Raw genomic sequence first — 13,479 nt, 5'->3', positions numbered from 1 at the left:
ATTCAATCGATACCTACCATCGATAGTCAGTTCATTTCAAAAAATTGCTCACTGCCTGAGCAAACTGATCAGGTTGTTCAGCGTAAAGCCAATGCCCGGCGCCATGTATCATTCGTTGTCGATTGTGAGGAAAACAGTGTTGAATCACTTTTAGTGCGTCACTGTTTACATAATCGGATCTTTCACCATGAATAAATAGTACATCACCAGGATAGACACTTTCTCCAATTACGGGAAAACCTGAGAGGGCGGGCAAGGCGCTCTGCAATACCTGCAGATTAAACCGCCAGACCCAATCCTGCTCCTGTTTTAGCAGATTTTGTAATAGATATTGTCGCACCCCTCGATCCACAACAGATTTTGAAAGATGACTGTCTGCCTCTTCACGATTTTGAAGTTGCTGCAGAGGCATCTCATCCAATCCCTTAAAGATAGAGGTAAAACGGTTACCATAGGCAACTGGAGCAATATCAGCAACCACCAGCCTATCGATCCGTTCCGGATGGGTGAGGGCTGCCCACATCGCAACTTTACCCCCCATACTGTGACCCAGCAGGGATAGACTGGGCAGCTCAAGGGTATCGAGCAGCTGCATCAGATCCTCAACCATCACTGGATAGTTCATCTCATCCCGATGAGGGGATCTGCCATGATTACGCAGATCAGGCACAATGACTCGGTAGTCGTTCTGAAGCCTGCGAACTATGCCCATCCAATTGCTTGATGAACCGAACAGGCCATGCATGAGACAAAGGACAGGTCCGCTTTTATCACCCAAATCCCTGTAGTAGAGCAGTGGATCTTTACTCATGCTAATCCTGGATCTATCCCATGGGGAGCGTAGAAGCATTCACAAGCCAACATCTGAGTGAACAGTTCCAGAGCTTGCGCTTCAGTGACTTGTTGATCACCAAGACGTTGCAGAATTTCTTGATAGGTGAATGTGGCTCCCGATTCTGACGCCAGCGAAATCAGTCGATCCGTTAGTCGATCATTGTTGATCGGCAGTGGACGTCCTCGAAGAGACCAATTCACCTTTCCACTCTCATCTTCAGTAGGTTGCAGCTGAGGGTTTAGAGCAAATTTAGTTGCCATCAGTTCTGCTCTCTTCAGTGGTTTACGAGGCTCATCCCCTATACGTGACGCCACCAGAGTCAACTTAGGCCGGTAAGCCAACCGTTCAACCACTTGATAACGCTCCCTCGGATCAAGTGCTCTCAGTTGCGTAGAGAGATCCGCATCGTCAGTCATAGCCGCAACAGACCAATCCAAAGTCTCATGCCAGCGTATAAAGCGCAATCCTGCTGCCTCGAGCAGATCCCATAAGCCATTGATATCATAGCTTTGCTCATGGACATGCAAACAGCGATCAGCAAACTCCACCTCATCCACGAAAGCAGTTCCTTGCCAGCAGTTCCCCTTGAAAACACCCTCTTCTGCAACTTGGGCAAGGGCCTTTGCATAGGCATGGCGATCCGTCTCTGCATCTGGTGAGATAATATCCAGTGCTTGAAGATAGCGATCCAGCGGTTGTCGACCGTAGCTGCCATCCACCATAAACCCTATCACCCCATGAGGCGCCAGATACTCAGCGAGCCGCTGTAACCCCTTTAGTGGATCTTTGAGATGGTGCAGGACGCCATAGGAGAGTATGACATCGAACCCTCTCCCCTTCTCAGGCAGGGTTGTGCTATCGAGAAGGTCCGCCACCTGGAAGTTGAGATTGGATAGGCGATGAGCTTTTGCCCTTGCCGATGCCTCTTCAATGGCCACACGATTGATATCGATGCCAATGAACTGATCCCGACTCTCCTTTGTCGCCACAGCTGTAAGGTTGACTCCCCGTCCGCAGCCTGCCTCAAGAATATGGAGATATTGCGGGATACCCTGAGGTCGTTCGATATAGCTCAACAGCAGCCGTCCATGGTAACCGTCACAGAAGGGCTTGTTACCCGACGGGTAGGGATGGGCCTCATAAAAGGCCCGAACGGCGGCTGTCACCCTGTCCAAACTGGTTTTCCAGAAATTAGCGCTTTCTTGGTGGCATCAGATCTGTAATGCTGCCCTCGGCCATTTCTGCTGCAAAACAGATGGTCTCATTCAGAGTTGGGTGGGGGTGTATGGTTAAGCCGATATCTTCAGCATCGGCCCCCATTTCCAGGGCCAGCACCGTCTCACCAATCAGCTCCCCAGCGTTTGGACCAACGATACCCGCACCCAGAATACGGTGAGTCTTGGGATCAAACAGTAGCTTGGTCACCCCCTCTTCCCGGCCAATACCCAGCGCTCTACCACTGGCGGCCCAGGGGAATGCCCCTTTCTCATATTCTATACCCTGGGCCTTGGCTTCAGTTTCGGTCAAACCCATCCAGGCAACTTCAGGATCAGTGTAGGCCACTGATGGGATAGTCATTGGATCGAAACTGGCAGGCAGACCTGCGATCACTTCTGCAGCCACCTTGGCTTCATGAGTGGCTTTATGGGCCAGCATCGGCTGCCCCACCACGTCACCAATTGCATAGATATTCGGTACATTGGTTCGCATATGTTGGTCAACCGGGATGAAACCCCGTTCATCCACATTGACCCCTGCGGCTTCCGCATTGATTTTTTTACCATTCGGAACACGCCCCACTGAAACCAGTACCCGGTCGTAGCTTTGTGGCTTTTCAGGGGCCTGTTTACCTTCAAAAGTAACCTTGAGGCCACTCTTCTGCGCCTGTATATCGGTTACTTTGGTGCCCAACATGATATTTTTATAACGACTTTTAATGCGTTTCTGTAGAGGACGAACCAGATCCGGGTCACAACCTGGAATCAGATTCTCCTGTAATTCAACCACATCGATCTGGCTACCCAGAGTGCTATACACCGTCGCCATCTCAAGCCCGATAATGCCTCCCCCCACAACCAACATGCGCTTAGGGATATCTGCAAGCTCCAGTGCGCCAGTAGAGTCGATCAGCCTGGGATCATCGTTTGGAAAACCCGGAATCTTCACCGGACTGGAGCCACAGGCAATGATGGCATCGGTAAAATCGATGGAGGTCGTACCCTCAGCACCATTCACCGCAATCCTTTTTGGAGACTCAAAGCGGGCAATCCCATGAACAACCTCTACTTTTCGCTGTTTAGCCAGAGCTTTTAATCCGCCGGTAAGCTTTTGTACTACCTTATCCTTGCCAGCCCGTAACTTCTCCAGATCCACTTTTGGCTTACCAAAGCTGACCCCCAGCTCGGCCATTTCAGCGGCTTCATTGATCACAGCTGCTGCATGAAGTAGCGCCTTTGACGGTATACAACCTACATTCAGACATACCCCCCCAAGGGCATCATATCGTTCTATCAAAATCACCCGCTTGCCCAGGTCTGCAGCTCGAAATGCTGCAGTATAGCCACCTGGCCCAGCACCAAGAACCACCACATCAACCTGTTTGTCTGCTGCACCTTTCACTACATCTGAAACCGGCGCTTTAGTTGGTTCTGGTTTCTCGTTTACATTCGCTCCTGATTCCAGCTCCAGCTTAAGAATAGTGGCACCCATGGAGATCTTCTCCCCAACCTTGACCACTACCTCCTTGATCGTGCCACTATGAGGGGAAGGGATATCCATTGTCGCTTTGTCACTCTCCAGAGTGATAATAGAATCCTCTGCATCTACCCGGTCACCAGGGGATACCAGAATTTCGATGATATCAACCTGCTCGAAATCACCAATATCGGGAAGGGTCACGTCGACAATGCCACTCATGTAGGCTCCTCTCAGTTTTTTGTTGTCTAAGTTTGCGCTATTTAAGGGCAAATCTATTCGATGCCTCTGCTCAGAACGCTGTAAATATGGGGTTCTATTAGCCCTTTATAGCATTTCTGCCGCTGAGAGCGAACCATGCATTGCACTGGAGTGATGCAAATTGATCCAGAGAGGGTATCTCTTCCGGTAATTGCAAAAAACGTCATTCAGAAATCTGAGGGAGAGGGCTTAGCTATCGGGACTTCAACAGCGCTCATGGTCAAGCATCAGTTGCCAGTAAGCCCTAACTTGAAGTCCCTAAGCATTTGAGACTTTTAGCCGCGGATTTGATAGAGCCAAGAGTTGACTCAGTGTAGAGTTCTGTTAGTTATTAACTACTTATCTCCAGACACCTCAGAACCCGCGCTCTCGTTACTCCCTGCCGAGCCAACAGCTTCAAAAGCGGCCTGTTCGGATTGTACCGTTCCCTGATCTGTAGCAGATTCAGCAACAGATTGTTGGGATTGCTCTGTCATGGAAGTCGGTGCTGCAGAACTGCTGCTCTCTGTCTCAGCCGATTTTCCACAAGCAACTGATGTAAGGGCAATGGATGCGGCAACTGCAATGGTCAGTCTATTCATGATTTCATTCCTCAATTTCCATATTCTTGGGTTTAGCCTAAATCTTCCAGGCAGGTTTTTATATAATCAATTGGAGATTGAGGATGTGACTTAGGCACCGATATTGATTAATCAGCGTGCAAATATCTTTAGATTAATTTATAACCATACCCCTTCAAAAATCAATACTTTCTATTAATACCATTCGGTAGATCAATAACCTCACCCAGTCTAAACTGTTTTTTGTGCAATCAGTTTTGCAGCCTTTTCATCCAGCAGACAGGGGTTAGAGAGTATGGCAATAGAAACAACCGAAATGATTTCGAGCACTGTAATATTTGCAGGTGTATTGATACTGCTGGTCTCTTGCATATTTGCTCTAACCAACAAGAAGCTCTGGGTAATGGCAGACGAGACGTCCAAACCTTCAGACAAGGCGTAGTCGAATCGCTTTTGAAAGATCTGAATACCTTCAGACGGAGCAGATTTAAGGTAGACTCAGCTGGCTGATCCGGCGTCTCAAGTTGTACCAGTCTCCAGCAACTCCCCTTTAAGCAAATCATCCAGACCCTCAGCTGTAAGGGGCCGTGAATAGTAGTAGCCTTGCAGATTTTCACAGCCAACATCGACTAAAAATTCTGCCTGCTCTTTAGTCTCAACGCCTTCTGCAACCAGTGCCAGATTGAGACTATCCGCCATCGCCACAATCGTCTTAACCAGTATTACATCTTCAAGATCATTCGGCAGGTCGCAAACAAAGGAGCGGTCAATTTTAAGCGCATCCACTGGGAATCGTTTAAGATAACTCAATGAGGAGTATCCAGTACCAAAATCATCAACGGAGAGTGACACCCCAAGTTCCTTGAAACCAGATAACCAGGCCATTGCCTCATCTGTATCTCTCATCAACAGGCTCTCTGTTATCTCAAGTGTAAGGAAGTCAGAAGAGATTCCCGTCTCATCCAAAACCTTCTTAAGATGATCCGCCTCTAGCCCCAGCTCTCTTTGGCGACTGGAAAGATTTACTGCCATCTTCAAATCACTTAACCCGGCATCATGCCATTTTTTCAACTGCTGACACGATTTATTCAAGACCCAATCACCAATCGGACCTATCTGACCACTGTCTTCAGCGACTGGAATAAATAGTGCCGGAGAAACCATACCACGATGCGGATGATGCCAGCGCAATAGAGCTTCTACACTGACAACTTTATTCAACTTCGGATTGATAACGGGCTGATAGTAGACTTCCAACTCATCACGCTTGATTGCCTGTCGCAGATCCAATTCCAACTGCCTGCGCTCCAAGGTATGTTGCTGCATGGAAGCGGTAAAGAACTGATAAGTATTTCTACCTTGCTCTTTGGCTTGGTACATCGCCATATCGGCATTTCGCAACAGTGAGTCTGCATTGACCGCATCGTCAGGATAGACTGTGATACCTATGCTCGCCCCTATATATATCTCTCGCCCGTAGAGTGAAAAGACTCTGGTAATTTGTTCGATGATATTTGCCGCCACATGAGCCACGGAATCCATTTCTGTCACATCCTGTAAAAGAATAACGAATTCATCACCACCAAAGCGGGCTACTGTATCTGACTCTCGCAGACAGGCCTTTATTCGTGCAGATACGAGTTGTAACAACTCATCACCTACGACATGTCCGAAGGTATCATTGACCACTTTAAAATGATCAAGGTCGAGAAACAGAACTGCGAGCATCCAGTTTTCACGGTGAGCGGAAACTATTGCCTGGTTCAGTCGATCAGAGAGTAATGAGCGATTTGGTAATCCAGTGAGTGCATCATAGTTTGCCTGATAGCGAATCTGCTCCTCATCCTCTTTATGTTTGGTTATGTCAGAGAAGACTGCAACAAACTCCTTGGCGACGCCATTCTCACCCTTGATCGATGAAATTGATAACCACTCAGGAAAAACACTCCCATCCTTACGACGATTCCAAACCTCTCCCGACCAATAACCTTTCTGTAATACCGATTCCCATAATTTCTCGTAAAATGATTTGCTATGTCTTCCTGAACTGAGGATGTTCGGCATACGCCCCAGCACCTCTTCCTGGCTATAGCCAGTAATTCTTGTGAATGCTGGATTGACTGTTTTTATCCTGTTCTCTTCATCGGTCACCATAATACCTTCGGCAGTTGTATCAAATACCGTGGCATTCATTCTCAACTGATCCTCTGCCCGTTTCTGTGCCGTGATATCCTCTTTGACAGCAATGAAATGAGTTATCGTACCTCGCTCATCTCTCAATGGTGATATTGATGCGGATTCCCAATAGATCGAACCATCTTTTCGCCTGTTATGAAACATTCCACGCCACTCTTTACCAGCCAGCAGGCTCACCCACATCTCCTGGTAATCGAGCTTTGTCTTATCTCCACCCTGCAAAAATCTTGGATTTTTCCCAACTGCTTCCTTAGCGGAGTAACCTGATACTTTTTCAAATCTGGGATTTACATACTCGATAATACCGTCCGTATTGGTTATCACTACTGAAGCAGGACTCTGCTCAAGAACCCTGCCCAATTTACGCAAATCAGCTTCAGCCCGTTTTGACTCTGTAATATCACTTCTTACGCAGACGAGCCCACCCTCTGTGGTTCTGTTGTTACTCGCAAGATACCAAGTGCCATTTTCCAGCTCTTCAAGATATTGTCCTCTGGGCAGCGAATCGATAACCGGCTCTCCCTCCAGATTTCGGTTTTTTACACGCCCGCCTGCCGTAGCTTGTAACTCATTCAAGCTGATATTTTCAACCCGCTCTTTGAGCCAAGGGTAGAAATCTTCAAAGCGGTGGTTGAATAACACCAGGTTTCCATCTGAATCGAAAAGCGCAAAGGCTTCGGATAGATTATTCACCGCATCATGTAACCGATACCATGAGCGGTTCGACTCTTGATGGGCGATATACAGACTCTTTACCAGTTGCCATAATCCTATAATCAGGATAAATACAGCTACCGCCAAGAGCATTATTAACTGCCGCTTTCTCGCTGTCTCAGCAATCCTGTTATCTTCGTGCTCGGTGTGAATATCCTCAAAATTGCTATTACTTGGCACGGCTAAGTAGCGATTTTTTAAAGAGCCTAATTCAGTCACACCAAGGAGATTGGAGTCAACATGAAATAGAATTTGCTCCAGTAAAGCCTGATTCTCTGAATCCGGTAAAACAACTCTCTTCATCTCTTGCAATGCGTGCTTAATTTCTGTGAATTGAGTATTGGTGGCAAACAGGTGAAAGGCATAGAGCTTGTTTATGAGCGCAAGAATAGATTCGTATGTTTCTGGATCTGCTTGTTGTAACTCTTTAGCTATGATTGGCAGATAGTGAATACCATTGCGCACCACAGCAGCCTGGAATTTTATTTTCTCCAATAGGAGAAGCTTTTCATCTATCCCCTGCCAATAGATATTAAATAGATCCGTGATAGATCGCTCATTGACCTGTTCATGTTCATCTTCATATTCGTCTATAACTCGATCTATCTCTTTTTTCAGCGCCTTGATACGGTAGGAGGTCTCCACAAGCGGATCATATTGGACCATCAGAAATGAAGCGATACTCAACATGTCTCGATCGAGACTGGCATCCAGTTTCTTTAGATGGAGTAAGTGTTGAGAAATTTCAGTGTAACCCTTGGATTCATCATTCCAGAATAGCGCAAGGAGCATTGCAAAAGCCAAGCTTAACCCGATCAGCAGGAAGCCGCGTTTAGCACCGATTGACTTGAACAACTTAATCATGGTTTGAATCTGGCATGCTCACCAGCCAGTGTATGTAAAAATGCAACAATATCTGCAATATGGTGGTTGGGAATCTCTCGTCCTAGCTGGTATCGCCCCATGATACGTACAGCATCATCCAGGCTTTTAGCAGAACCATCATGAAAATAGGGTGCATTTATAAACGCCAGCCTTAAACTGGGTACCTTGAAATAGTGTTTATCCTCCTTCTTGCCGGTGACATTGAAACGGCCATAGTCTGCCTCTGTAATTCCACCATTTCTATCTTTGAAATAATCCCCCATGGCCCCCATATATGCATACATATTGCCGCCAACATTTGCCCCCTGGTGACAACTGATGCAACCATAGCTCTTAAACAGACGATAGCCCCGAATCTCTTGCTCGCTTAGCGTCCCTTCTCCTTTCAACCAAAGATCAAAGCGGGAATTTATCGTCACCAAAGAGCGCTCAAATGCAGCAATCGCAATTGTGATATTTTTTCCAGTGATGCCATCTTCAAACAACTCATTGAATCGCTCTACCATGGCAGAATCTCTGCTGAGTTTTGATATCACCTCCAGCCAGGAGGAGTTCATTTCAAGGGGGTTATGTACCGGACCTGCAGCCTGAGCCTCAAGGGTCTCAGATCGACCATCCCAAAACTGGGATAGATTGTAGCTACTGTTGTAGACCGTCGGTGCTTTGATTGGACCAACAGCCCCACCAACCCCGACTGAACGGGCCAATTTGTCGGTACCACCGGAGGAGAGCACATGGCAGCTGGCGCAGCTTATACTGTTATCCTGGGAAAGACGTTTGTCGTGAAATAGCTGATCCCCAAGTGCGACCAGCCTTGAGTTTAACGCTGCAGTCACAGAAAGGGGGAGAATCGGTTCATTTTTGCGATCATCAGCCCAAACACCCAAAGAGTGCAGGATCAATATAATCATCAAAAACAAAAGGTTACGCATATTTTCAATCGCAGCAACCCTCTTGACACCTGATGTGCCAATCCGAAATCCTTTCTACTGGGTTAACTGCGCCCTAAGTAATAAAAGTATAAATTTAAGCCAGCTACACTCTTTAGCGGACAACTCATCTATAACTTTATCAACAAAACAGGAATCCCACTCGATAGCTGCAAGTGTTACCAGGGCCTTAAAAAAACATTCCTCACTGATTATTATAATAATAACTTGCGTATATCACCCAACAAGGATGACAACAAGCGGGTAAAACGGGCACCCTCTGCGCCATCGATTACGCGATGATCATATGAAAGCGACAACGGCAGCATGAGTCGTGGCTGAAACCCACTACCATCCCACACAGGCTGCATCGCACTCCTGGATACGCCGAGTATAGCGACCTCAGGGGCATTCACAATTGGGGTAAATGCTGTTCCCCCTATGCCACCTAAACTTGAGATGGAAAAGCACCCCCCTTGCATATCACCGGGAGCCAATTTGCCATCTCTTGCCTTAGCACTGATTGTCATCAATTCAGAAGCCAGTTCGAAAATACCTTTTTTGTCCACATCTCGAATAACCGGTACCACCAATCCATTCGGAGTATCGACAGCGACACCGATATTGACATATTTTCGATAGACCAGAGACTCTCCCTCACTATCCAGTGCTGCATTGAATGCTGGCATCTCAACCAGCGCGGCAGCAACAGCCTTCATCAGGAAAGGCATCAGAGTAAGACGGATCTGCTGCTGTTCAGCTATCGATTTCTGTGACTTACGAAAAGCCTCCAATTCGGTAATATCCGCATCATCAAATTGAGTTACATGAGGAACGGTTAACCAACAGCGGTGCAGATGCGCAGCGCTGATCTTCTTTATGCGCCCCATTGGTTGAATATCTACTTCACCAAAACGGCTGTAATCCACTTCTGGGCCAGCTGGCATTTCAAAAGCGCCGCGACCCGTTCTACCTGTCTCTCCCCGACGTAACGACTGCTTTACGAAGTTGTGTACATCATCCTTTAAAACCCTCTGTTTCGGCCCCTTACCTTTGACCAGGGAGAGATCTACCCCCAATTCCCGGGCAAGACGTCTTACCGATGGACTGGCATGAGGAACCCCTTCCCCACTGGAGATAGCCATAGCTTCAGGCACAGGCGGAACGAGTCTCTCCTTATCACCAGGACGACGGTTCGACATATCTGTCTCAGCTCCATGATCACTAGGTGATGGTGCAGGAGCCTGAACGGTTTCCAGCTCTTCAGCAGCCGGCCCTGAACCTGCATCTACCTCATCAGTGACAGTCGCATCGCTATCGCTCGATTCAATGGTAAGAATGACATCACCCTCACTGATCCGGTCACCCACCTTAACTTGTAGCTGCTTGACCTTACCCCCATGAGGAGAGGGAATCTCCATGGTTGCTTTATCGCTCTCCAGGGTCAGTAGGGACTCTTCAACGGAGACTTCGTCACCTTCGGAAACCAGGATCTCTATGACCTCTACCGATTCGAAATCACCAATATCAGGTAACAGTACATCTGTCGTTTTACCCACGTCTCGTCCTCTTTATTGCCATTCAGGCTCTATCTGTTTTTCTAATTGGCCGCACTGACCAACTCACGCCTTTTTCATAACACGCGTTACACGCTACAGGGGTTGGGCTTGTCCGGATCTATTTTATATTTCTTGATCGCCTGACTGACCACTTCCATCTCTAGCTCACCCTGGTCAGCAAGTGATTTCAAGGCAGCAATCGCCACATAGTAACGATTGACTTCAAAGAATTTTCGCAACTGACTCCGCATGTCGCTTCGTCCATACCCATCGGTACCGAGAACACTGTAGGAGCCGGGGACGAAGGGGCGAATTTGATCAGCATAACTACGAATATAATCTGTAGCTGCTACAACAGGCCCCTTCTGCCCAGAGAGCTGCTGAGTGACATAGCTGACTCTCTGTGTATCTTCTGGATGCAGGGTATTCCAACGTTCAGCTTTCAGTCCATCCCGTCGCAATTCAGTAAAACTGGTTACACTCCAGACATCTGCGGTGACTTTGAAGTCTTTTTCAAGCAGCTCAGCCGCTGCAAGCACCTCTCGTAATATTGTGCCACTGCCCAGCAGCTGAACACGTTTCTTCTGCTTGCCCCCTTTTTGCAAGAGATATAGCCCTTTGACAATACCCTCTTCCACACCATCAGGCATCTCAGGTTGAATGTAATTCTCATTCATCACAGTGATGTAGTAGAAAACATTCTCCTGATCCTGATACATCCTGCGCATACCATCCAGAACGATCACCGTCATTTCATAGGCAAACGCAGGGTCATAGGAGACACAATTGGGAATGGTTGCTGCCATAAGATGGCTATGCCCATCCTGATGCTGCAAACCCTCACCTGCCAGTGTCGTCCTACCTGCTGTGCCCCCAATTAAAAACCCGCGCGCTTGCATATCGCCCGCTGCCCAGGCCAGATCTCCGATACGCTGAAAACCAAACATGGAGTAGTAAATATAGAAGGGGATCATAGTGACCCCATGATTACTATAGGAGGTAGCAGCCGCTATCCAGGAGGACATGGCACCGGCTTCATTGATACCCTCCTGTAGTATTTGACCTTTCTTATCCTCTCGATAGAACATCACCTGGTCGGCGTCCACCGGTTCATAGAGCTGGCCAACCGAGGAGTAGATACCCAGTTGCCGGAACATACCCTCCATTCCGAATGTTCGCGCTTCATCCGGCACTATAGGTACTATCTGCTTACCCAGTTTTTTATCTCTGACGAGCATATTCAGCAGACGTACAAATGCCATTGTGGTTGATTGCTCACGATCACCACTACCTTCCAACAGCGCCTTGAAATTCTCCATAGGCGGAACGGTCAAAGGTTCTACTTTGGTACGTCGTTGAGGTAGAAAACCACCCAGTTTGCTACGCTGCTCATGCATATATTTCATCTCCGGGCTATCTGCCGGAGGCTTATAGAATGGCGCCGCACCAATCTGATCATCTGAAATCGGGATATTAAATCTGTCTCGAAACGCTTTTAGAGCAGCCTCCCCCATCTTCTTCTGTGAATGGGTTATGTTCTGACCCTCTCCTGCCACTCCCATACCGTAGCCTTTGACGGTTTTTGCAAGAATTACTGTCGGCTGGCCTGTGTGTGCAGTCGCCTCTGCATAAGCAGCAAACACCTTGTGAGGATCATGTCCTCCTCTGTTGAGACGCCAGATGTCCTCCTCAGTCATATTGGCAACCATCTCTTCAAGCTCGGGATATTTACCGAAAAAATGCTCTCGGGTATAAGCGCCGCCCTTCGCTTTGTAGGCTTGATAATCACCGTCGACACACTCTTCCATACGCTTTAGTAGTATGCCGTTTTTATCCCGGGCAAAGAGAGGATCCCAATATCCACCCCAAATAACCTTCAGCACATTCCAGCCCGCTCCACGGAATACAGCTTCCAGCTCCTGAATAATCTTACCGTTACCTCTAACCGGACCATCAAGACGTTGCAGGTTGCAGTTAATGACGAATACAAGATTATCAAGACGCTCTCTGCCAGCAAGAGAAATTGCACCCAACGCTTCAGGCTCATCCATCTCTCCATCTCCACAGAAGGCCCACACCTTACGCTCCTTGCTATTGACCATTCCCCGGTCATGAAGGTAACGCATAAATCGCGCCTGATAGATGGCCATTAATGGCCCAAGTCCCATGGAAACTGTAGGAAACTGCCAGAAATTAGGCATCAACCAGGGGTGTGGATAGGAGGAGAGCCCGTGGCCATCCACCTCTTGACGAAAACTATAGAGCTGCTCTTCACTAATCCTGCCTTCGAGGTATGCTCTGGCATAGACCCCCGGAGCAGAGTGGCCTTGAAAAAAGATCAGATCTCCATCCCGCTCTTTGGTAGGGGCATGGAAAAAATGGTTAAAGCCAACATCAAACAGAGTCGCACTTGAGGCGAAGCTTGAGATATGTCCTCCAAGCTCTGTCGAGATTCGGTTCGCCTGAACCACCATCGCCATTGCATTCCAGCGTATAAAGGAACGAATACGGCGCTCCATGGCTCGATCACCGGGAAATCGCTGCTGCTTGGTTACTGGAATAGTATTGACATAAGCGGTATTGGCACTGAAGGGGAGATGAGCCCCAGATCGACGGGCCTTATCGACCAAACGTTCGATCAAAAAGTGCGCGCGTTCCACGCCCTCGTTTTCAAGGACGGCTTCAAGGGCGTCCAACCACTCTTGTGTCTCAATAGGGTCGATATCTGGTCTACTCGGCATTGTTATTCTCTAGCTGTTCAGTTTGGCGTCAGGGAATCGGGTACCCCACCGCAATATCCTATGTATCTCCAAAATCAGCAAACGGAGTACGAAAGAAAACTATTT

Annotated in this window: 9 protein-coding genes; all 9 read right to left on the bottom strand. The window is 47.9% G+C overall.

The window, feature by feature from the left end; genetic code table 11:
- Positions 1 to 31: 31 nt before the first annotated feature.
- A complete protein-coding gene (locus AC4IE7_RS09565; RefSeq protein WP_490776605.1) occupies positions 32 to 811 on the bottom strand; it encodes an alpha/beta fold hydrolase in 780 nt (259 codons plus the stop codon).
- Positions 808 to 2,001, bottom strand: a complete 1,194-nt coding sequence (locus tag AC4IE7_RS09560) for a class I SAM-dependent methyltransferase (RefSeq protein ID WP_490776653.1) — start codon at positions 1,999 to 2,001, stop codon at positions 808 to 810. Before AC4IE7_RS09560 ends, AC4IE7_RS09565 begins: the two co-directional genes overlap by 4 nt.
- Positions 2,002 to 2,026: 25 nt before the next feature.
- Positions 2,027 to 3,751 (bottom strand): dihydrolipoyl dehydrogenase, encoded by a 1,725-nt coding sequence (lpdA, locus tag AC4IE7_RS09555; protein WP_490776604.1) that lies wholly within the window; start codon positions 3,749 to 3,751, stop codon positions 2,027 to 2,029.
- A 374-nt stretch (positions 3,752 to 4,125) separates the two neighbouring features.
- Positions 4,126 to 4,371, bottom strand: a complete 246-nt coding sequence (locus AC4IE7_RS09550; protein WP_490776603.1) for a hypothetical protein — start codon at positions 4,369 to 4,371, stop codon at positions 4,126 to 4,128.
- A gap of 210 nt (positions 4,372 to 4,581) precedes the next feature.
- Positions 4,582 to 4,722 (bottom strand): hypothetical protein, encoded by a 141-nt coding sequence (locus tag AC4IE7_RS09545; RefSeq protein WP_490776602.1) that lies wholly within the window; start codon positions 4,720 to 4,722, stop codon positions 4,582 to 4,584.
- A 147-nt stretch (positions 4,723 to 4,869) separates the two neighbouring features.
- Positions 4,870 to 8,124 (bottom strand): EAL domain-containing protein, encoded by a 3,255-nt coding sequence (locus AC4IE7_RS09540; protein WP_490776601.1) that lies wholly within the window; start codon positions 8,122 to 8,124, stop codon positions 4,870 to 4,872.
- A complete protein-coding gene (locus AC4IE7_RS09535; protein WP_490776600.1) occupies positions 8,121 to 9,077 on the bottom strand; it encodes a cytochrome-c peroxidase in 957 nt (318 codons plus the stop codon). Before AC4IE7_RS09535 ends, AC4IE7_RS09540 begins: the two co-directional genes overlap by 4 nt.
- Before the next feature lie 212 nt (positions 9,078 to 9,289).
- Positions 9,290 to 10,633 carry a dihydrolipoyllysine-residue acetyltransferase gene (gene aceF, locus AC4IE7_RS09530; protein WP_490776599.1) on the bottom strand — a complete coding sequence of 448 codons (1,344 nt, stop codon included), beginning with the start codon at positions 10,631 to 10,633 and terminating at the stop codon, positions 9,290 to 9,292.
- Between the two features lie 86 nt (positions 10,634 to 10,719).
- Positions 10,720 to 13,374, bottom strand: a complete 2,655-nt coding sequence (gene aceE, locus AC4IE7_RS09525; RefSeq protein WP_490776598.1) for a pyruvate dehydrogenase (acetyl-transferring), homodimeric type — start codon at positions 13,372 to 13,374, stop codon at positions 10,720 to 10,722.
- Positions 13,375 to 13,479 lie beyond the last annotated feature (105 nt).

The sequence above is a fragment of the Candidatus Thiodiazotropha sp. AKAK3 genome (genome assembly GCF_058244645.1).
This window is presented reverse-complemented; position numbering and strand designations above follow the sequence as displayed.

Excerpts from the sequence above, each read along its gene's own strand:
- AC4IE7_RS09535 (WP_490776600.1), bottom strand. The coding sequence starts at position 9,077 with ATGCGTAACCTTTTGTTTTTGATGATTATATTGATCCTGCACTCTTTG.
- AC4IE7_RS09545 (WP_490776602.1), bottom strand. The coding sequence starts at position 4,722 with ATGCAAGAGACCAGCAGTATCAATACACCTGCAAATATTACAGTGCTC.
- AC4IE7_RS09540 (WP_490776601.1), bottom strand. The coding sequence starts at position 8,124 with ATGATTAAGTTGTTCAAGTCAATCGGTGCTAAACGCGGCTTCCTGCTG.
- aceE (WP_490776598.1), bottom strand. The coding sequence starts at position 13,374 with ATGCCGAGTAGACCAGATATCGACCCTATTGAGACACAAGAGTGGTTG.
- lpdA (WP_490776604.1), bottom strand. The coding sequence starts at position 3,751 with ATGAGTGGCATTGTCGACGTGACCCTTCCCGATATTGGTGATTTCGAG.
- AC4IE7_RS09565 (WP_490776605.1), bottom strand. The coding sequence starts at position 811 with ATGAGTAAAGATCCACTGCTCTACTACAGGGATTTGGGTGATAAAAGC.
- AC4IE7_RS09550 (WP_490776603.1), bottom strand. The coding sequence starts at position 4,371 with ATGAATAGACTGACCATTGCAGTTGCCGCATCCATTGCCCTTACATCA.